This window comes from Actinokineospora sp. NPDC004072 (assembly GCF_053604195.1).
The window spans coordinates 71,897-91,699 of sequence record NZ_JBSGHB010000012.1 but is presented as its reverse complement, the minus strand read 5'-3'; the positions used below and the strand labels follow the sequence as shown (position 1 = coordinate 91,699).

20 protein-coding genes are annotated in these 19,803 nt (G+C 73.7%); 7 read left to right on the top strand and 13 right to left on the bottom strand.

Features of this window, described 5'->3' with window-relative positions:
• Window positions 1-22: 22 nt before the first annotated feature.
• The 4 genes from ACWEPX_RS19935 to ACWEPX_RS19920 are packed head-to-tail and all read right to left on the bottom strand — an operon-like array spanning window position 23 to window position 2,745.
• Complete coding sequence (locus ACWEPX_RS19935) at window positions 23-793, bottom strand: MBL fold metallo-hydrolase (protein WP_451898680.1); 771 nt, start codon at window positions 791-793, stop codon at window positions 23-25.
• A 47-nt stretch (window positions 794-840) separates the two neighbouring features.
• Entirely contained in the window at window positions 841-1,632 is a 792-nt protein-coding gene (gene murI, locus ACWEPX_RS19930) for a glutamate racemase (protein WP_451898679.1), read from the bottom strand.
• A gap of 2 nt (window positions 1,633-1,634) precedes the next feature.
• The gene (locus tag ACWEPX_RS19925; RefSeq protein WP_451898678.1) at window positions 1,635-2,246 is read right to left on the bottom strand and encodes a rhomboid family intramembrane serine protease; all 612 of its coding nucleotides are present in this window, start codon (window positions 2,244-2,246) and stop codon (window positions 1,635-1,637) included.
• Between the two features lie 43 nt (window positions 2,247-2,289).
• On the bottom strand, window positions 2,290-2,745 hold the full coding sequence (locus tag ACWEPX_RS19920) for an SRPBCC family protein (protein WP_451898677.1): 456 nt from the start codon (window positions 2,743-2,745) through the stop codon (window positions 2,290-2,292).
• A 62-nt stretch (window positions 2,746-2,807) separates the two neighbouring features.
• Between ACWEPX_RS19920 and ACWEPX_RS19915 the strand changes: the two genes are divergently transcribed.
• Complete coding sequence (locus tag ACWEPX_RS19915; RefSeq protein ID WP_451898676.1) at window positions 2,808-5,738, top strand: NACHT domain-containing protein; 2,931 nt, start codon at window positions 2,808-2,810, stop codon at window positions 5,736-5,738.
• The gene (locus ACWEPX_RS19910) at window positions 5,678-7,903 is read left to right on the top strand and encodes a hypothetical protein (protein WP_451898675.1); all 2,226 of its coding nucleotides are present in this window, start codon (window positions 5,678-5,680) and stop codon (window positions 7,901-7,903) included. Before ACWEPX_RS19915 ends, ACWEPX_RS19910 begins: the two co-directional genes overlap by 61 nt.
• Before the next feature lie 6 nt (window positions 7,904-7,909).
• Here the strand turns inward: ACWEPX_RS19910 and ACWEPX_RS19905 are convergent, their stop codons facing one another.
• The 6 genes from ACWEPX_RS19905 to clpS form a co-directional block, all read right to left on the bottom strand.
• Entirely contained in the window at window positions 7,910-8,860 is a 951-nt protein-coding gene (locus ACWEPX_RS19905) for a PLP-dependent cysteine synthase family protein (RefSeq protein ID WP_451898674.1), read from the bottom strand.
• 6 nt (window positions 8,861-8,866) lie between these two features.
• On the bottom strand, window positions 8,867-9,139 hold the full coding sequence (locus ACWEPX_RS19900; protein WP_189212312.1) for a MoaD/ThiS family protein: 273 nt from the start codon (window positions 9,137-9,139) through the stop codon (window positions 8,867-8,869).
• 70 nt (window positions 9,140-9,209) lie between these two features.
• Entirely contained in the window at window positions 9,210-9,674 is a 465-nt protein-coding gene (locus ACWEPX_RS19895; RefSeq protein WP_451898673.1) for a Mov34/MPN/PAD-1 family protein, read from the bottom strand.
• Between the two features lie 45 nt (window positions 9,675-9,719).
• The gene (locus tag ACWEPX_RS19890; protein ID WP_451898672.1) at window positions 9,720-10,658 is read right to left on the bottom strand and encodes a P1 family peptidase; all 939 of its coding nucleotides are present in this window, start codon (window positions 10,656-10,658) and stop codon (window positions 9,720-9,722) included.
• Window positions 10,655-11,212 (bottom strand): DUF2017 domain-containing protein, encoded by a 558-nt coding sequence (locus ACWEPX_RS19885; RefSeq protein ID WP_451898671.1) that lies wholly within the window; start codon window positions 11,210-11,212, stop codon window positions 10,655-10,657. Before ACWEPX_RS19885 ends, ACWEPX_RS19890 begins: the two co-directional genes overlap by 4 nt.
• Complete coding sequence (clpS, locus tag ACWEPX_RS19880; RefSeq protein ID WP_451898670.1) at window positions 11,209-11,508, bottom strand: ATP-dependent Clp protease adapter ClpS; 300 nt, start codon at window positions 11,506-11,508, stop codon at window positions 11,209-11,211. Before clpS ends, ACWEPX_RS19885 begins: the two co-directional genes overlap by 4 nt.
• Window positions 11,509-11,585: 77 nt before the next feature.
• Here clpS and ACWEPX_RS19875 point away from each other — a divergent pair, with 77 nt between their 5' ends.
• Window positions 11,586-12,875, top strand: a complete 1,290-nt coding sequence (locus ACWEPX_RS19875) for a nicotinate phosphoribosyltransferase (protein ID WP_451898669.1) — start codon at window positions 11,586-11,588, stop codon at window positions 12,873-12,875.
• Window positions 12,875-13,456, top strand: coding sequence for a nicotinamidase (locus tag ACWEPX_RS19870; RefSeq protein ID WP_451898668.1), 582 nt, complete (start codon window positions 12,875-12,877; stop codon window positions 13,454-13,456). Before ACWEPX_RS19875 ends, ACWEPX_RS19870 begins: the two co-directional genes overlap by 1 nt.
• 22 nt (window positions 13,457-13,478) lie before the next feature.
• Here ACWEPX_RS19870 and wecB read toward each other — a convergent pair whose 3' ends face one another.
• The 3 genes from wecB to ACWEPX_RS19855 are packed head-to-tail and all read right to left on the bottom strand — an operon-like array spanning window position 13,479 to window position 15,501.
• Window positions 13,479-14,612 (bottom strand): non-hydrolyzing UDP-N-acetylglucosamine 2-epimerase, encoded by a 1,134-nt coding sequence (wecB, locus tag ACWEPX_RS19865; RefSeq protein WP_451898667.1) that lies wholly within the window; start codon window positions 14,610-14,612, stop codon window positions 13,479-13,481.
• 14 nt (window positions 14,613-14,626) lie between these two features.
• On the bottom strand, window positions 14,627-14,773 hold the full coding sequence (locus ACWEPX_RS19860) for an LPXTG cell wall anchor domain-containing protein (protein ID WP_451898666.1): 147 nt from the start codon (window positions 14,771-14,773) through the stop codon (window positions 14,627-14,629).
• A complete protein-coding gene (locus ACWEPX_RS19855) occupies window positions 14,773-15,501 on the bottom strand; it encodes a choice-of-anchor P family protein (RefSeq protein ID WP_451898665.1) in 729 nt (242 codons plus the stop codon). The genes ACWEPX_RS19860 and ACWEPX_RS19855 overlap by 1 nt, the downstream gene beginning before the upstream one ends.
• Window positions 15,502-15,768: 267 nt before the next feature.
• Here ACWEPX_RS19855 and xrtP point away from each other — a divergent pair, with 267 nt between their 5' ends.
• From xrtP to ACWEPX_RS19840, 3 genes are read left to right on the top strand one after another with little or no spacing between them, the layout of a single operon-like run.
• Window positions 15,769-16,341, top strand: coding sequence for an exosortase P (gene xrtP / locus ACWEPX_RS19850; RefSeq protein WP_451898664.1), 573 nt, complete (start codon window positions 15,769-15,771; stop codon window positions 16,339-16,341).
• Window positions 16,342-16,385: 44 nt separating this feature from the next.
• Window positions 16,386-17,708: a glycosyltransferase gene (locus ACWEPX_RS19845; protein ID WP_451898826.1), complete on the top strand. Its 1,323-nt coding sequence runs from the start codon at window positions 16,386-16,388 to the stop codon at window positions 17,706-17,708.
• 24 nt (window positions 17,709-17,732) lie between these two features.
• Window positions 17,733-19,748: an ATP-dependent DNA helicase gene (locus ACWEPX_RS19840; RefSeq protein WP_451898663.1), complete on the top strand. Its 2,016-nt coding sequence runs from the start codon at window positions 17,733-17,735 to the stop codon at window positions 19,746-19,748.
• Window positions 19,749-19,803 lie beyond the last annotated feature (55 nt).

Below are 19,803 nucleotides of genomic sequence, written 5' to 3'. Positions count from 1 at the left end.
AGCCTAGCCCTGGCCGGTCGGGTCAGATCGCGTAGGTGAGGCCCTGTTCGACGCGCTCGACCGGTCCGCTGTAGGCCGACCGCACCTCGGCGAGCACCGCGTCGGCGTCGGTCCACGGCGGGATGTGGGTGACCAGGACGCGGGCCGCGGCGGCCTCGGTCGCCAGCTCGCCCACCTGCCTGCCGGACAGGTGCAGGTCGGCGGGCCGGTCGTCGGAGTGGGTCCAGGACGCCTCGCTCAGCAGCACGTCGACGCCCCGCACCAGCTCCGCCAGCGCCGCGTTCGGGCCGGTGTCGCCGGTGTAGGCCAGGGTCCGCCTGTCGTGGGTGATGGCGAAGCTGTACGCCTCGCACGGGTGGGCCGCCGGGGCCACGGCGACGGAGAACGGGCCGATGTCGACCTTCCCGGGCCGCAGGGCGCGGAACTCGAACACGTCGCCCATGTCGGTGTCGGCCAACTCCTCTGCCGAGGTGGCGTAGGCCATGGCGAAGCGCTGGGGCGCGGTCGCCGGCGCGTACACCGGGAGCCGGTGCTCGCGGGGGTCGCGGCTGGGCGCCGGGTGGTAGCGGCGCAGCACGGCCAGGGAGGAGAAGTCTGAGCAGTGGTCGGCGTGCAGGTGGGAGAACACCAGCGCGTCGAGCTGGAACGGGTCGCGCCGGGACTGCAGCTCGGCGAGCGTGCCGGGGCCGAGTTCGATGCCGAGCAGGAAGCCCTCGGCCTCCACCAGGTAGCCGGACGCGGGGGCGTCGGGGCCGGGCAGGGAACCGGAGCAGCCGAGGACGGTGAGCAGCACGGGGTCAGGGTGTCACACCCGGGCGGCCTGCCCGGGTGTGCTCCGGCTCACGCCACCGCGAAGCTGGCCAGCTCCGGGCCGAGGAATCGGCGGGCCAGGCGGTGGAATGGCTCGGCCGGGCCGGTGGCCACGAACTCGTGCTCGGGGTCGCCGTCGAACGGGGTCAGCAGGTCGCCCTCGGTCAGCACGCCGAAGACGTCCTTGGCGCACTCGTCCGCGCTGGACACCAGCGTCACCGACGGCCCCATCACGACCTGGATCAGCCCGCTGAGCAGCGGGTAGTGCGTGCAGCCCAGGACGACGGTGTCCACTTCGGCCTGCTGCAGCGGCTCCAGGTAGCTCTGCGCCAGGCCGAGCACCTGGCGCCCGGAGGTCACCCCGCGCTCGACGAAGTCGACGAAGCGCGGGCAGGCCGCCGAGGTCAGGGTCACCCCGGGCGCGGCGGCGAAGGCGTCGTCGTAGGCGCGCGAGCGGATGGTGCCCTCGGTGCCGATCACCCCGATGCGGCCGGTGCGGGTGGCGGCCACCGCGCGGCGCACGGCGGGCACGACGACCTCGACCACCGGGATGCCGTAGCGCTCCCGCGCGTCGCGCAGGCACGCCGCCGACGCGGTGTTGCAGGCGATGACCAGCATCTTCACCCCGCTGGCCACGAGGTCGTCCGCGATGCCCAGGGCCAGCTCGCGGACCCGGGCGATCGGCAGCGGACCGTAGGGCCCGTTGGCGGTGTCGCCGACGTAGCGCAGCCGCTCGTGCGGGAGCTGGTCGAGGATGGCGCGGGCGACGGTCATGCCGCCCACCCCGGAGTCGAACACGCCGATCGGCGCACTGGGATCCACGGCTACGAGGGTACGGCCGCCCGCCGGTTGGCGACGGCGACCAGCCACGCGGCCAGCACGCCGCCGAGCGCGCCGAAGAGGTGGGCCTGCCAGGAGATGCGCGCGTCGCCGGGCAGCACGCCGAAGAGCATCGTGCCCCAGTAGGCCAGCAGCGCGACCGCCACGGCCAACTGCCGGAAGCTGCGCGTGAAGATGCCCCTGACCAGCAGGAACAGCATCCAGCCGAAGATGATCCCGGACGCCCCGACGGTCACCGAGCCGGGCGCGGCGGTCAGCCACACGCCCACGCCGCTGACCACCCAGATGGTGGCCGTCACCGCGATCCACTGCCCGATGCCGCCCGCCATCACCAGGAAGCAGAGCACGGCGAAGGGCAGGGTGTTGCCGAGCAGGTGGCCCCAGCCGCCGTGCAGGAACGGCATCCAGACGATCCCGTCGAGCCCGGACACCGACCGCGGGACCACGCCGTTGGTGTCGAGGTCGGCGGGCACGGCCACGTCGACCAGCTCGATCAGGTACAGCAGCAGGGTCAGCGCCCCGGCCACGACCGCGGCCTGGCGCGGGTTCGCGGGCAGGACGCGGCCGGGGTCGGGCTTGGCCGGTGTGGTCGTCACGCCGTCGAGGGTACGGGTTTGCGCAGCCCAGGGGGGCCGACGCTCAATCGACGGCGCCCGCCAGCCGGGTCAGCGACTCCTCCATCCGCGTGGTGATGGGCCGCGTGCCGAACCGCATCGCCAGCCCGTGCCAGAACGACACCGGCTCCTGCACCAGCCGCAGCGTGACGAGCGTGCCCTCGCCGGCGGGGGCCAGTTCGATGCGGAACACCGCCGACGCGGCCCATTTGGGCGGGGCCTTGCCCTCGACCCGCTCGGCGAGGTGCTTCCAGGCGATCAGCTCGCCGGGGGCGAACTCCACGACCTCCTGGTCGATCTCGGCGCGCTGCCCGCCCCAGCGCCCGTGCTGGCGGCGGCGCTCGCCCTTCCCCGAACCCGACAGGACCTCGGTCCGGTCGGCGAAGCTGAACCAGTCCGGGGCGCGGCGGGCGTCGGCGACGACGGCCCAGACGCGCATGGGCGGCGCGGGCACCTCTGCGGAGCGGACCACTTCAATCACCCGGGCAACCTACCCCGCGGCGTATGATCAACCACCGCGACGACCGCCCACGGGGGAGTCAGGTGGAATCCGACCGCACCGTCTCCAACCGCATCGACGGCCCGGTCACCGGACCCGCGCTGCAGGTGGGCGACCTCCACGGCGACGTCCACATCCACTACGCGCCCGCGGCGGCCCCCGCTCCCCCGGCGGACTGGGGCACCGGCCTGCCGAGCGAGGTCCGGTCGCTGCTCGACGCGCAGGTGCAGGCCGCCGAGGACCTGCCCTACCGCCTGCCCGGCGCGAAGCGGCCCAGCCTGGCCGCGGTCTACGTCCGCCAAGACCTCGGGCACGGCTCGGAGGAGAAGGCCGCCAAGCAGCACCGCCCCGAGCCCATCCTCGACGCCCGCGGCCACCTCACCGAGCCGCCGCGCACCCCGGTGGTCCGCATCGCCGTGCGCCCGCCCGCCCGCACGCTGCGGGCCGCGCTCGACGCCGACGACAACCTGGTGGTCACCGGCGGCCCCGGGCAGGGCAAGTCCACGCTGTCGCTGCGCCTGGCCGCCGACATCGCCGCGCGCTGGCTGTCCGGCGGGGACGAGCCGCTGGCCGAGCCGGTCCTGCCGCTGCGGCTGACCGCCCGCGAGCTGGCGACCCGGCTCGCCCTGCCCTTCGCCGACGCCCTCGCCGGGAGCGCGCGGGCCGAGTACGGCGCCCTGCTGGGCTGCCAGCCGACGGCGGCCGCGCTCGGCGGGCGCGTCGCGGGCTGCCGGTGGCTGCTGCTGGTCGACGGCCTCGACGAGGTGGCCGACCCGGTGGAGCGGGAGAACCTGGTGCGGGTGCTGGCCCGCTGGGCAGGCGCGGGCTCCCCCTACCGCCTGCTGCTGACGACCCGCCCCGTCGAGGGCGCGGCGCTGGCCCCCGTGCAGCGGATCGGCGCGGCCCGCTACGAGCTGCAGCCCTTCGACGAGGAGGCGCTGGGGCGCTTCGCGGCGAACTGGTTCGACGAGGCGCCCGCCGCCGCCCGCTTCCTGCGCCAGGTCCGGGCCGCCCACCTCGACGAGCTGGTCCGGGTGCCGCTGCTGGCCACCATCGCCGCGATCGTCTTCGAGCAGCGCGGCGACCGCCCGCTGCCGGACAACCAGTACGAGCTGTACGAGTGGTACCTCAAGCACCTGCGGTCCCGCGACGCGCGCCCCGCCCGCTTCCAGCGCATCTGCGACCCGCTGCTGGAGCACCTCGGCCGCGTCCGGCTGGAGGCCGACACGTCCCTGTCGACCGCCGCGCAGGAGTGGGTCCGCGAGCACGCCCCCGACCTGCCCGCTGAGGAGCTGGCCGACCACCTGACCTCGGCGGGCCCGCTCGTCCACCGCGCGGGCGACCTGCGCTTCCTGCACCACAGCTTCGCCGAGCACCTGGCCGCCACCGCCCAGGCCCGCCTGCTGCCCGACCGCTTCGACCCCGACCACCCCGACTTCGCCCGCCTCCTGCACACCTCCCGCGCCGAGGAGCGCGGCCGCCACGCGCGCGCCGTGCTCCTGCACTACGCGCACCTGCGCACCACTGAGGCCGACCGCCTGATCCACTGGCTGCACCAGGGCTTGCCCGAGGACCACCTGCTCGCCGCCCGCCTCCTGGCCTGGCACATCCCCACGAGCCCGGAGGCGGTCACCGCCTTCCTCGCCACCGCCCGCGCCTGGGCGATGACGACGCAGCCCCAGGGCCGGGAGATCCTGACCCAGGCCAGCCGGGCGACCCACCACCCCGGCCTACCCGACTGGCTGCTGGGCCTGATGCGCGACACCGAGGCCCCGTGGGACTCGCGGGTCGAAGCAGCCACGGCATTGGCCACCCGGCTGCGCGGCCCGGAGACCGCCGAAGCGCTGGCGGTGCTGCGCCAGGTGACCGAGGACGGCTCGATCGCCGTGTCCCACCGGCTGGCGGCCGCGGAGGCGCTGTCGGAGTGCGGCGGGGCGGAACAGGAAACCGCCGAACGCGGCCTCAGATCCGTCCTGGCCGACCCGGACGCGACCGCGTACACGAGCCGGTCGGCAGCGGTGGTCCTAGCGGGCTTGGGAGGACGCGAGCACGCCGTCGCCACCCTCGAAGCCGTCATCGACAACCCCTGGCTACCGGACGACTGGCGCGTCGCGGCAGCCACCGGACTAGTCGAGATCGGCCCGGAATTCCACGACCGAGCGGTCGAGGTGTTCCGGTGGAGATTCAACAATCGCTCGGAGTGGCGGCCGGGCATGCGCTCCGCCGCGGAGGGCTTGGCGTCGCTGAGCCCGCAGCACAGCGCCGAAGCCGTCGCCATCCTCTCCGAGATGGCTGCGGACCAGCGGATGGAAATGTGGGACCGGTGCCGGGCCGTCGAAGCGCTGGCCGAGCTGGGCCCGGGCCCGCGCAGCACGGCCGTCAACCACCTCATGGCGATGGCGGCGGACGTCCCCATCCGCCCGATCGATCGCTTCCGCTGCGCCCAGTCTCTCGCCGAGTTCGGCTTCCCCCAGCAGGCCCTGGAACTGGTCAAGGCGGCGCTCGTGCCCCTGGCGGGTTACCAGTTCGCTGGCCTGTACTGGGTCATCAGCATCGTCGCGGAGCTAGGGCCGGACCACCGGGCCGAGTCCGAAGCGCTCCTCGACCGGCTGCTGGACCAGCCCGCGGACAGCGCCGACATCTCCGCGCTGGGGCAGCTCGCGGGCATGGGCGACCGGTACCGGAGGCTGGCCGTCGACCGGCTGCGCGGCATCCTCGGCGATCGGGCCGCCTCCTCGCGGACGCGCGTGAACGCGGGCAGCACCTTGGCCGACCTCGGCCCGGAGTTCCACCCCGAGGTGGCCAGCCCTCTGCTGACCATCGCCACGAGCAGCGCTCCCCCCGCGGCCCGGGCTGTCGCCTGGCGTGCGCTGCGCAAGCTGGGACCGCAGTTCGAGACCAGGCGGAGGCGGCGTTGCTCGCCCTGCTGGGGCCGGACGAAGCGGTCGCCTGGGAGGTCCACGGGAACGACCTGATGTTCTCGCGGTCCGACGGGGATGACATCGATGCGATGGCCCAGGCGTGCGCGACGGTGCTGCGCGACCCTGACCGCTCCGGGGGCGTGCGGTTCTCCGCGTTCCGCGGCTTGGTGAACCTCGGTCCCCGCTTCCACCGCGCGGCGGTCGACGGCCTGCGGGACCTCCTGCTGGGCCGGTCCGTCCCCGCGTCCTACCTGCCGCTCGTCAGCAGCGCGGCGAGCAGCCTGGGCCGAGCAGGCCGTGCGGAGATCGCCGACCTGTTGGTCGAGGTCGCCACCGGGGCCACTGCGTCGACCGTCTGCTACGCGGCGAAGGCGGTAGCCGAGCTCGATCCTGCAGACGACCGCCTGCGCCCCGCGTTGCGGGACGTCCTCGACGACGACTCCCTCGCCGCTGCCGAACACCTGCAGGCCGGCCTGCTCTTGGCTGAGGCGACGCCAGGCGGCGTGGCCGAGGCACTGGTACGCGGCGCCCACGAAGCGGTCTATGGGTGGGTCAACCAAACCCGCAGTGTCGTCTATAATGGACTGATCGGGCAGATCCGTTCGCTGATGCGCGATTCCGATGTGCCGCACTACGTCCGGCGAACGTGCGCGGCGATCGTGGCGAACACCTGCTCGGAGCCCGAGGCCGTCGCCGAGCTGGTCGAGCAGGCGAAGGACCAATTCCTCGGCGCGAGCTGGGGAATCGACGTGTTCGCCGAACTCGCGGCGTTGGGCGCGGCCGACACTGTGCGCCTGCGGGCGATGGTGGCCGACGAGAGCCTTCCCGCGGCGGACCGCGCGGAAGCCGGGTACTGGCTGGGGCGGTTCGAGCCCAGCAGTTCCCCGTTGTCCGCCCTCGTTGACGACCCCACGAACACCAGCGAGGAGCGCGAGCGCATTCTGCGCTGGATGTCCGCTCTGCGCGCGGTTGACCCCGCGCACCTGAACCGGATGCGGGTAGCGCTCCTGGGCGATCCGAGGCTCCCAGCGGTGGCGCGGCGAATGCTCACCCGGGTGCTCGTTGGCGCTGCGGGGATCGAAGCGCATCGCGAGTTGTTGGCCGATGCGAGTGTTCCGCTCAGTATGCGCGTGGCGGGGCTGAGCGAGTGGGACGGCCAGCGGCTCGCCAGGGTGGCTGAGGCGGTGTTGCGTGAGGCGATGGGCGCGGCCGAGTACCTGCCGGGTGAGCGGATCGATGCTGCCGTCCTGCTCGCCCAGCTGTTCCCACGCCACGCCACCGAGGTCGCCCGCTTCCTGGCGGACGCACAACCGACCGGCAAAGCTCGGGTTGCCCTGGCGGGCCTGGGCCAGACCCACCGACGGCGGGTGCTGGACGAGCTGTACCGGGTGATCGGGGACGCTGCGGCGGCCTGGCGGGATCGCACGGCGGCGGTCGATCAGCTGGTGGAGATCAGCACGCTAGCCCCCGCGGCGGCCGTGGACGGGCTGCGGGCGCTGTGCGCGGATCAGCGCATCTCGGGCCTCCGCCTGATGAAGATCCGGCTCGCCCTCCGCGCGGTGGACGGGATCGATCCGATCCGTCGGATGCTGGACCACCCGCGCCCAGCGACCCGGGTGTGGGCGGCTCAGGTGCTGCGCGAGTACGCGGTGGCCGACCGCCGGGCGGCGGCGCGGGTGCTGCGGGAGGTCGCCCGCGGGGGCAGCCGACCTGCCCTGCGGCTGCGGGCGGCCAAGGATCTGATGGTGCTCGGTGAGCGCGGCCGCGAGTGGGGGGCCGACGCCCTGCGGACCCTGCTGGACGACGACACCATCCCGCTGCTCACCCGCGCGCAGGCCGCCCGGTCGCTCGCCTGGCACCGCCCCGACCTCCGGGGCGAGCTGGTGCGTGCCCTCCGCAAGCTCCCAGCACCCCCGACCGGCGCAGGCGTCCAGGTCCTCACCTGCCTCGCCGACTTCGAGCCGTACGAAGGCGCGGCCGCATTGGCGGACCTGGCAGGCAACCGTGCCCTGCGACCCGGCGTGCGGTTGCGGGCGGCCGCGGAGATGGCCCGCGTCCACCGGGGATACCGCGAGCAGGCAGCCATCACCGCCCGCGAGATCGCCCACGATTCCGCGGCGCCCCAGCACATCCGCACCAAGGCAGCCCGGGCCCTGGCCCGCTGGAGCGCCTTGTGCCGCGACGAAGCCCGGTCCCTGCTGGCCGAAGTGGACTGCTGAGGGCTGTCAGGCCCAGAGGTGGCCGTCGAGGCGTTCGGCGGCCTCGTCGAGCGAGCCCGAGTACGCGCCGGTCGACAGGTACTTCCAGCCCGCGTCCGCGACGATGAAGACCACGTCCGCCGACTCGCCCGTCCCGGCGACCTTCTCGGCCACCGCGAGGGCGGCGTGCAGGATCGCGCCGGTGGAGATGCCCGCGAAGATGCCCTCGACCTCCAGCAGCTGCCGGGTCCGGCGCAGGGCGTCGTAGGAGCCGACCGAGTAGCGGCCGGTCAGCACGTCGGGGTCGTACAGCTCGGGGACGAAGCCCTCGTCCAGGTTGCGCAGGCCGTAGACCAGCTCGCCGTACCGGGGCTCGGCGGCGATCACCTGGACGTCCGGCTTGTGCTCGCGCAGGTAGCGGCCGACGCCGACCAGGGTGCCCGTCGTGCCCAGGCCCGCGACGAAGTGGGTCACCGTCGGCAGGTCGCGCAGGATCTCCGGGCCGGTGGTGCGGTAGTGGGCCAGGGCGTTGTCCGGGTTGCCGTACTGGTAGAGCATCACCCAGTCCGGGTGCTCGGCCGCCAGCGCCTTCGCCCGGCGGACCGCCTCGTTCGAGCCGCCCGCGGCGGGCGAGTAGACGATGCGCGCGCCGTAGGCCTGCAAGAGCTGCTTGCGCTCCTCAGAGGTGTTCTCCGGCATCACGCACACCAGGCCGTAGCCCTTGAGCTTGGCGGCCATCGCCAGCGCGATGCCGGTGTTGCCCGAGGTCGGCTCCAGGATCGTGCACCCCGGGCTCAGCCGCCCGTCGCGCTCGGCCGCCTCGATCATGGCCAGGGCGGGGCGGTCCTTCACCGAGCCCGTCGGGTTGCGATCCTCCAGCTTGGCCCACAGCCGCACGCCCTCGGCGGGCGCCAGCCGGGGCAGGCCGACCAGCGGCGTGTCGCCGAGCGCGTGCAGCAGTGAGTCGTACCTGGCCACGGTGGATCAGCCGCCCGCGACGGCCGGGAGGATGGTCACGTTGTCGCCGTCGGCCACCTTGGCCTCCAGCCCGCCCGCGAAGCGCACGTCCTCGTCGTTGACGTAGACGTTGACGAAGCGGTGCAGGGTGCCGTCCTTGACCAGCCGGGCCTTGAGGCCGCCGTGGTTGGCCTCCAGGTTGTCGATCACCTCGGCCAGGGTGGCGCCCGCGGCGGAGACGGTCTTCTCGCCGCCGGTGTGGGTGCGCAGGATGGTCGGGATCGAGACGGTCACGGCCATGATGGGGGAACCTCCGGTTGGATAACGCTGATTCGTTGAGGAAAGACGCCTGGGAAAGGGCGGGTATTCCTTAGCCGCGCTCGGGGACGTCGTCCGGGCCGGTGTGGGCGAAGCGGTAGGACTCGACGACGTCGACGGGCTCCTCGGTGACGACACCGTCCACGATGCGGAAGGACCGCAGCTCGTGGACCTCCGGGTCGCGGGTGGAGACCAGCACGTAGTGCGCGTCGGGCTCGGAGGCGTAGGAGATGTCGGTGCGCGACGGGTACGCCTCGGTGGCGGTGTGCGAGTGGTAGATGACCACCGGCACCTCGCCGCGGGAGTCCATGTCGCGGTAGAGGCGCAGCAGATCGGTCGAGTCGAACTCGTAGAACGTCGGCGAGCGCGCGGCGTTGAGCATCGGGATGAACCGCTCGGGGCGGTCGGAGCCCTCGGGACCGGCGATCACGCCGCACGCCTCGTCCGGGTGGTCGCGGCGGGCGTGCGCCACCATCGCGTCCACTAGGTCTCGGCGGATCTGCAGCACGACGCCCATCCTACTGGCCGGATGGGGCGCTCCCAGTCCGTGGGAGCAGGCACGTCAGGGCCACACGTCGCGGTATGCGCGCAGGTCACCCACGGTGGACGCGGCCAGGACGCCGTGCCCGACCGCGCGGGCCACGGCGTCGGCGGCCGCCGCGCACAGACCGTCGAAGGCCAGCGCGTCGGGCACCGGGTGGACGCCGGTGGCGGCGGCGAAGAGGGTGTCGCCGTCGAACAGGGAGTGGGCCGGGCGCAGGGCCCTGGCCAGGCCGTCCTGGCCGGAGATGGCCAGCCTGCGGCACTGCGCCTTGGTCAGGGCGGCGTCGGTGGCGATGACCCCGATGACGGTGTTGAGGTCCGACGGCGCGGGCGCGGCCAGCTCCCCGGGACGGCCGGGGGCGGGCGGGAAGTCCGCCGGGGCGACCGCGGCCGCGTGGAGGGCGCCGGTCCGCAGGTCGACGGCCTCACCGCGGGCGTTGACGGCCAGCAGCGCGGCCACTGTGATCTCCCCCACCCGCACCGACGCGACGTCGACCCCGCCCTTCAGCGACCCGACCCGCGCGCCCGCCCCCGCCCCGACGCTGCCCTGCTCCACCGGCCCCGCCGCGGCCGCGGCGCAGGCCAGGTAGCCGAACTCGGCGTCCGGGCGGTTGCCCCAGTCCGACCTGGGCAGGTCGAACAGCACCGCGGCGGGCACGATCGGCACCACCTCGTGCGGCTGGGCGCCCACCCGGAAGCCCCGGCCGCGCTCCCCCAGCCAGCGCATCACGCCGTCGGCGGCGGCCAGACCGTAGGCGCTGCCGCCGGAAAGGCACACCGCGTCCACCCGCTCGACCAGGTTCTCCGGGGCGAGCAGGTCGGTCTCCCGGGTGCCGGGCGCGCCGCCGCGCTGGTCGACCCCGCCGACGGTCCCCTCCGGGAACAGCACGACCGTGGTCCCGGTGGCCCAGCCGCCGCCGATGCGGTGGTGGTGGCCGACCCGGACCCCGGCGATCACGCCGAGATGGCCTGGACCAGCGACTCCTGCACCCAGGTCAGCCAGTGGTAGACGGCCATGTTGGGGGCGCGGGGGTCGTCGTCGGGCAGCTCGTCGGGGGTGTCCTCGGTGACCTCCAGCGCGGTGCCCAGGGCGATGCGCACGTCGTTGAGCGCGGCCAGCCAGGCGTCGGCCTGCTCGTCGTCGAGGCGCACCTCACCGCCGTACATCGGGCAGGTGTCCATCACCACCGCGGCGACGCCGATCTTGCGGTCGAGCAGCTCGGGCTCGTGCAGCGAGCGCAGCGCGGCCGCGGAGTCGATGTCCTCGCGGGTGGGGTTGTCCGGGTCGAGCCGGTGGAAGTCGGGCAGCAGGCGGGACAGGATCGGGTCGTCCGGGGAGGTCGTGGGGCCGGTGCGGATGCCGGTCAGCTCGGCCAGCTCGTCCTGCGGGGAGTCCTCCTGGCGGGCCTTGAGCATGTCGTCGATCTGCGACACCAGCCCGCGCAGCACGGCGGCCTCCTGCCGGTCGACGGTGGCCACGACCAGCTTGCCCTTGCGCGTCCACTGCTTCACGATGCGTGTTCCATCGTCGCCCAGAGCCCGGCGGCGTGCAGCCGGGCCACGTCGCCCTCCACCTTCTCCTTGGTCCCCGACGACACCACGGCCTTGCCCTCGTGGTGGACGTCGAGCATGATCTTGGTGGCCTTGTCCCGGCTGTAGCCGAAGAGCTTCTGGAAGACGTAGGTCACGTACGACATGAGGTTGACCGGGTCGTTCCAGACGACCGTCTGCCACGGTCTGTCCTCGGACACCACCTCGGAACCGACGGGGCTGCTCTGCGTCTGCTCCATGTCGACGGGCGCGGTCATACCCCTAATGGTGGCATGCCCGCTCAGGTCGGGTCCGAGGGATCTTCCCTCGAATGGCGTACCCGTAGGCTTCGCCCATGACGACGGCTCTGCTGACCGACCACTACGAGCTGACGATGCTGGCCGCGGCCCTGCGCGACGGGACGGCGGGTCGCAGCTGCGTGTTCGAGGTGTTCGCCCGGCGGCTGCCGAACGGGCGGCGCTACGGGGTCGTCGGCGGCACCGGGCGGGTGGTCGAGGCCATCGCAGGCTTCCGCTTCGGCGAGGCCGAGCTGGCGCACCTGCGGGCCACCGGCGTGGTCGGCGACGAGGCGCTGGCCTGGCTGGCCGACTACCGCTTCGGCGGGGACGTCGACGGCTACCCCGAGGGCGAGCTGTACTTCCCCGGGTCGCCGATCATGACCCTGACCGGCACGTTCGCCGACGCGGTGCTGCTGGAGACCGTGGTGCTGTCGATCATGAACCACGACAGCGCGATCGTCTCGGCCGCGGCCCGGATGGTCAGCGCCGCCAACGGGCGGCCGATCATCGAGATGGGCGGTCGGCGCACCCACGAGCAGGCCGCGGTGGCCTGCGCGCGGGCGGCCTACCTGGCCGGGTTCGCCACCACGTCGAACCTGGAGGCGGGGCGGACCTACGGCATCCCCACGGCGGGGACCTGCGCCCACGCCTTCACCCTGCTGCACGACACCGAGCGCGACGCCTTCGCCGCCCAGGTCGCGGCGCTGGGGACGGACACGACCCTGCTGGTCGACACCTACGACATCACCCGCGGGATCGACACGGCCATCGAGGTGGCCGGGACCGGGCTGGGCGCCATCCGCATCGACTCCGGCGACGTGGGCGTGCTGGCCCGCCAGGCCCGCGAGCAGCTCGACCGGATGGGGGCGACGCAGACCCGGATCGTGGTCTCCGGCGACCTCGACGAGTACGCCATCGCGGCGCTGCGGGCCGAGCCGGTCGACGCCTACGGGGTCGGCACGTCGCTGGTGACCGGCTCGGGCGCGCCGACGGCGGGGATGGTCTACAAGCTGGTGGAGGTCGACGGGCGGCCGGTGGCCAAGCGCTCCTCGTCCAAGGAGTCGCTGGGCGGGCGCAAGGTGGCCCTGCGGCGGCACAAGGCGACGGGGACGGCGCTGGAGGAGGTCGTGTTCCTGGCCTCGGGCCCGCGCCCGCCCGCCGACCCGCACGACCGGTACCCGCAGATCCCCCTATTGCGCGGTGGACAGCCTGCGCCCGACCTGCCCACGCTGGAGGATGGCAGGCAGCGGGTCCGCGACGGCCTGGTCAGCCTGCCGTGGGAGGGCCTGAAGCTGTCCGCGGGCGAGCCCGCGATCCCGACCGTCCACCTGACCGGAGAGCACTGATGACCGACAAGACCGCGCTGATCGTCGTGGACGTGCAGAACGACTTCTGCGAGGGCGGCTCCCTGGCCGTCGCCGGTGGCGCCGAGGTCGCGGGCGCCATCAGCGACTACATCGCCGAGACGGACTACGACTTCGTGGTGGCCACCCGCGACTACCACATCGACCCGGGCGCGCACTTCAGCGACACCCCCGACTACGTCGACTCCTGGCCCCGCCACTGCGTCGCCGACACCCCCGGCAGCGAGTTCCACCCGCAGCTGGACACCTCCCGCATCCACGAGGTCTTCCGCAAGGGCGACTACGCGGCGGCCTACTCCGGCTTCGAGGGCACCGCCGACGGCACCCCCCTGGCCGACTGGCTGCGCGAACGCGGCGTCGGCCGGGTGGACGTCGTCGGCATCGCCACCGACCACTGCGTCCGCGCGACGGCCATCGACGCGGCCGAGGCCGGCTTCACCACCCGGGTCCTGCTGGAGATGACGGCCGGGGTCGCGGTGGCCACGGTCGAGTCCGCCCTCGACCGCATGACCGACGCAGGCGTCACGCTCGTCGGCATCCCCAAGGTCGCCCCAGTCGGCTGACCCCTACCAGGGCACGGCCCGCCTAGCCGCCCGCCGCCACCAGCTCCGGGGTGTCGACCAGGCGGAGGAGGGCGGTGATGACCCGGTCGGCGGCGTGGCCGTCGCCGAAGGGGTTGCCTGGGGGGAGGGTCGGGGTGCTGGACAGGGTGTGGATGGCGGCGGACAGGATGCGGGTCGGGTCGGTGCCGACGAGGCGGGCGCAGCCTGCGCGGAGGGCTTCGGGGCGTTCGGTGGTGTCGCGGGTGACCAGGACGGGGACGCCGAAGGTGGGGGCCTCCTCCTGGATGCCGCCGGAGTCGGTGATGACCAGGGTGGCGCGGCGCAGGGCCTGGACCAGGTCCGGGTAGGGCAGCGGGTCGGTGACGACGGCGCGCGGGGTGCCCGTCAGGGCGGCGCTGACCTCGGCGCGCACGGCCGGGTTGGGGTGGGCGGGCAGCAGCACGCGCACGTCCGGGTGGCGTTCCAGCAGGGCGCGGATGGCCAGCAGGATGCCCTGCAGCGGCGCGCCCCAGGACTCGCGGCGGTGGACGGTCACCAGGACCAGCCGGGCGCCTGCGGCCAGGTCCGGCGCCAGCGCGGCGAAGGCGGGGTCGGCGATCGGGTGGTCGGCGGACGCGATCAGCCGGACCGCGTCCACCACGGTGTTGCCCGTGACCACGATGTCGGGTACCGGCACGGATTCGGCGCGCAGCGCGGCGGCGGCGTCCGGGGTCGGGGCCAGGTGCAGGGCGGCCAGGCGGGCGATCATCTGGCGGTTGCCCTCCTCGGGGAAGGGCGCGCGCAGGTCGCCCGTGCGCAGGCCCGCCTCCAGGTGCGCGACCGGCACACCGCGCCAGAACGCCGCCAGGGCGCCCGCCAGGGTCGTCGTCGTGTCGCCTTGGACGACGACCGCGGCGGGCTTCCTGCGCTCCAGCACGGCATCCAGCGCGGGCAGCAGGGCGGAGACCAGCTCCGCCTGCCCCCCGCCGGTGCGGCGCACGGCCAGCTGCTCGTCGGGACGCAGGCCGAACGGGGCGAGCGCCTGGCCGACCACCGGACCGTGCTGTCCGCTGTGGACGATGACCGGGGTCAGCCCGGAGCCGGGCATGGCCAGGGCGACCGGGGCCGCCTTCACCGCCTCCGGACGGGTTCCGACGAGCAGCAGCACCTCGTGCACCGCGAACCGCCTCTCTATTCGCGCACGCGCCGCTTGGCGTGCAGGAGCAGGATTCCGACGACCAGCAGGGCCAGGCCCAGCGCGATCCACCAGCCGACATCGGCGCCGGTGGCGGCCAGGCCCGCGCCGCCGATCGCGCCACCGGTGGGGGCCTTGTACATCAGGCCCGCCTGCGCAGGGCGGCGACCCAGAACGGCACGGCCGCGCCGACCACGCCCAGGCCCAGCCAGAGGCCGATGCCGGAGGCCAGCGGGATCGGCGGGGCCGCCGGGCCGCAGCGGGCCTGGGAGATCACCACGTCGCCGGTGGCGACCAGCAGGTCGGCCTTGAGGTGCACGGCGTTGACCGTGAGGCTGCCGTCGGCGTTGCGGATCTGCTCGTTGAAGATGAGCGTGATCAGATCGGTCAGGCCGAGGTCGACCTCGACCTTGGTGTTGGGGGCGGGGTTCGCCCCGACGGTGACCCCGGCCAGGCGCACGTCGGCCAGCGTCGTCGAGCCTGCCACACCGGACTGCGTGGCCTCGCAGTCCGCCTGCACCAGGCCGATCGAGCCGAGCCGGGCCAGCAGGACCTCGACATCGGCGGTGGCGGCCTGCGAGCGCACGACGCCGGTTTCCTCGTCCAGTTCGGACTCGCTGGTCAGCAGGCCGGTGGTCAGCACGGTGGGGACGTTCGCGGTGGCCACCGACGCCTGTCTGGGGCCTTCGGTGCTGCTGGGCGCGATCGGGCCGACCCGCACCGCGCCCGTGCCCGCGAGGGTCAGCTCGGCGGAGAGCGCGTAGGCCGACCCGTCGCCGGGGGCCGCCGCCGCGGGGACGGCCCCGGCGACGAGCGCGGCGGCGACGGCCAAGCCGAGCAGGCCCGCCCGGCGCGCCATTCGGTTGTGCATCCATTCCTCCATCGGGAACCGGCGACGATCAACGTCGCGAAGGGACACCGGCCTAAACGAGCCTGACTCGACAGTCGACACGCACCACCACCTGAAGAGGTGAAGATCGCAACGGACACCAGCACTGGTCACCCGGTTCATCTACTCGGGGTATCGCCCGTCGAGCGAATCATCACCCCTTCGAGCGATGGGCAGACGCACGGTCCGGAACGATGATGGGGCGGTCCCCCACCGGGCCATGCGGCCAGGCCGACCCCAGGAGATCGCGTGGCGACAGCGCTGCCCCGAAGACCAGCACCCACCACCCCGGTCGTCGTCGCCCTCGGCGCGCTCGCCGTGGCGCTCGTCGTCGGCAACAAGCTCTACCGCACCGCGGAGATGGTGCTGGCAAGCGGAATCCTGAAGGTGGTCACCAGCGACGGCGTCCACTTGGCAGCGGAGCGCCAGACGGTCTACTTCGGACTAGGCTCGGACACGCCGTTCGGCCTGCGGATGAGCCCGGAGTGCACGTCGGCCTTCCTGGTGCTGCCGCTGCTGGTCGTCGGCGCGGTGATGATCGCGCTGCGGCCCGCCATCACCAAGCGCGTGCTGACCGCGCTGCTCGTCGCCACCGCCGCGGTGGTCGTGGTCAACCAGCTGCGCGTGCTCACCCTCGTCGGCCTGATCGAGTGGCTGGGCACCGACCGCGGCTACCACTGGGGCCACACGCTGCTGGGCTCGATGGTGAGCGTGATCGGCGGCGCGGCGGCGCTGGTGCTGTTCGTGTGGCTGGCGACCAGGAAGCCCGCGACCGGGAAGCCAGCGTCCGGGAAGCCAGCGACCGGGAAGCCGGCGCCGTGAGCCTGTCCGTCCTGCTGGGCTTCACCCAGGCCCTCGCGCTGACGATGAGCGTGGCGTTCGTGACCTACGTCTGCCTGATCGTGGTCCCCTACCTGCGGCACAAGCGCGGACCCGTGGGCGACGCCACCGGGCTGGAGTGGCACTTCTTCGTGCCCTGCCGCGACGAGGAGGCCGTCATCGGCGGCACGATCCGCTACCTGCGCGGCACCTTCCCGCACGCGCACGTGTGGGTCGTCGACGACGACTCCGACGACGCCACCGCCGAGGTGGTCGCCGCGCTGCGCGGGCCCAAGCGCGGCGGCGACCGGCACCTGCACCTGGTCCGCCGGTTCCGCCCGGACGCCCGCACCGGCAAGGGGCACGCGCTCAACGCCGCCTACCGCGAGCTCAAGGCGTGGATGGGCAAGCACGCCGACACCGACCGCGCCATCGTCGTCGTGGTCGACGCCGACGGCAGGCCCGCGCCCAACTGCCTCGACGTGTGCGCCGCCGACCACCTCTTCGGCGACCCCGCGATCGGCGCGGTGCAGGTGGACGTGCGGATGGGCAACCGGGGCGTCCCGCCGCGCGACGGCGGGCCGCTGCGCCGGCGCCTGGGCGCGGCGCTGGTCCGCATGCAGGACCTGGAGTTCCGCAGCGCCATCGCGGCGATCCAGCTCTCCCGCGGCAAGACCGGCACCATCTCGATGGGCGGCAACGGCCAGTTCACCCGCCTCTCGGCGCTCGACGCGATCGCCGACCGGTCCGGGCCGTGGCGCGGCGCGCTGCTGGAGGACTTCGAGCTCGGCGTGCACCTGCTCACCGCGGGCTGGAAGACCGGGTTCACCATCGACACCCACGTCGACCAGGAGGCGCTCTACAGCCTGCGCCGGTTCCTGGCCCAGCGCACCCGGTGGGGCCAGGGCACGATGCAGTGCGGTCGGTACGTGCGCCGGATCTGGGATTCCCCGCACCTGTCCACCCTCGGCGCCGCCGAGATGCTCTACTACCTCGCCCAGCCGTGGATGCAGCTGCTGGGCACCCTCGTCTACCCGATTCCGTTCCTGCTGCTGGGAATCCGCGCCGTGGACGACCCCGCGGCGGTCTGGCAGTGGTTCAGCGGCGGCGCGTGGGTGCTGTTCGCCACCTACGGTTCCTTCGGCCTGCTGCCGTTCCTGATCTGGGGCCCGATCTACCGGAAGAAATGCGAACCGCGCGTCGGGCTCGTGCGTTCGATCGGATACGGATTCCTCTACGCGCTTTACATCTACACCTTCTACATCACGTCCTGGCGCGCATTTTCCCGATTGGTGCGGGGGAACAACCGCTGGACGAAGACCCGGCGCAACGCCGAGCTGCCGAGCCGGGTCGTCGCGCTGGAGCGCTGACCCGTCGGGGTACGGTCTACGACCATGCCCGCCCTGCCGCCCGTCCGCGCCCTGCTGGAAACCGCCGTCGGGGCGGTGGGCGGCGCGGAGCGGCCCGGCCAGGTCGAGATGGCCGAGGCCGTGGCCAAGGCCATCCGCACCGGCGACCACGTGGCCGTGCAGGCCGGGACCGGCACCGGCAAGTCGCTGGCCTACCTGGTCCCGGCGATCCGGCACGCCGTGGAGAAGGGCACCACCGTGGTGGTGTCCACCGCGACCATCGCGCTGCAGCGCCAACTCGTCGACCGCGACCTGCCGCGCGTGGCGAAGGCGCTGGCCAAGGACCTGCGGCGGGCGCCGACCTTCGCCATCCTCAAGGGCAGGCGCAACTACCTGTGCCTGCACCGGCTCGACGCCCCCGAGGAGCCGCAGGAGCAGGGCCTGTTCGACCCGTTCGCGGTCTCCCGGCTCGGCCGCGAGGTCACCCGGCTGCGGGAGTGGGCGTCGGAGACCGAGACCGGCGACCGCGACGAGCTCGTGCCGGGCGTGTCCGACCAGGGCTGGCGGCAGGTGTCGGTGTCGGCGCGGGAGTGCCTGGGCGTGGCCAAGTGCCCCATCGGCACCGACTGCTTCGCCGAGCGCGCCAGGGCGGAGGCGGGCCGGGCCGACATCGTGGTCACCAACCACGCCCTGCTGGCCATCGACGCGCTGCAGGGCTACCAGGTGCTCCCCGAGCACGACGTCGTCATCGTCGACGAGGCGCACGAGCTGGTCGACCGGGTGACCTCGGTGGCCACCGGCGAGCTGTCCGCGGCGAGCGTGGGCATCGCCGCCCGCCGGGTCGGGCGGCTGGTCGAGGACGGCCTCGCCGACCGCCTCGCCGAGGCCGGTGAGGGCCTGGGCATGCTGCTGGAGGACGTGCCCGCCGCCCGGATGGACGCCCTGCCCGACCCGATCCGCACCACGCTGACCGTCATCCGCGACGCCGCGCACGCCTGCATCACCGCGATGGGCCCGGAGAAGAAGGACGACGTGGAGACGGCCACGGCCCGCAAGCTCGCGCTGTCGGTGCTGGACGAGGCGCACGACACCGCCGAGCGGATGCTGGAGGCGTTCGACCCGCCGGAGGCCGACCGGCGCGACGTGGTGTGGGTGAGCCGCGAGAACGACCGGCCCGCGGTCCTGCGCATCGCCCCGCTGAGCGTGGCCGGGCTGCTGCGCGAGCGCCTGTTCGGCGAGACCACGACCGTGCTCACCAGCGCCACCCTGACCCTCGGCGGCAGCTTCGACGCGCTGGCCAGGCAGTGGGGCCTGCCGCCGGAGCAGCGGCAGGGCCAGCAGGCCGACGGCGCGGCCACGGCCAAGGAGCCGCCCCGGGACAAGGGCGACATCCGCTGGCGCGGCCTGGACGTCGGCTCGCCGTTCGACCACGCCAAGAGCGGCATCCTCTACCTGGCCAAGCACCTGCCGCCGCCGGGGCGCGACGGGCTGCCCGACGCCGTGCTGGCCGAGCTGGCCGAGCTGGTCGAGGCCGCGGGCGGGCGCACGCTGGGGCTGTTCTCCTCGATGCGCGCGGCCAAGCACGCCACCCAGGCGCTGCGCGAGCGGCTGTCGACCGATGTGCTCTGCCAGGGCGAGGACTCCACGTCGCTGCTGGTCAAGAAATTCGCCGAGGACCCGGCCACCAGCCTGTTCGGCACGCTGTCGCTGTGGCAGGGGGTGGACGTGCCCGGGCCGTCGCTGTCGCTGGTGGTGATCGACCGCATCCCGTTCCCCCGGCCGGACGACCCGCTGGCCTCGGCCCGGCAGCGCGCGGTCGAGGCGCACGGCGGCAACGGCTTCCTGACCGTGGCCGCCACCCACGCCGCGCTGCTGCTGGCCCAGGGCGCGGGCAGGCTGCTGCGCTCGACCACCGACCGGGGCGTCATCGCCGTGCTGGACCCGCGCATCGCCACCGCCCGATACGGGGGATTCCTGCGCAATTCGCTGCCGCCGTTCTGGACGACGACGAATCCTCAGGTTGTCCGGGGCGCCCTCACCCGACTGGCAGCGCAGCACTGACCGCGGTGATCGTCTGAGTGACGATCACTCCCGCATTCGGGTTCCGTCGTCTGCC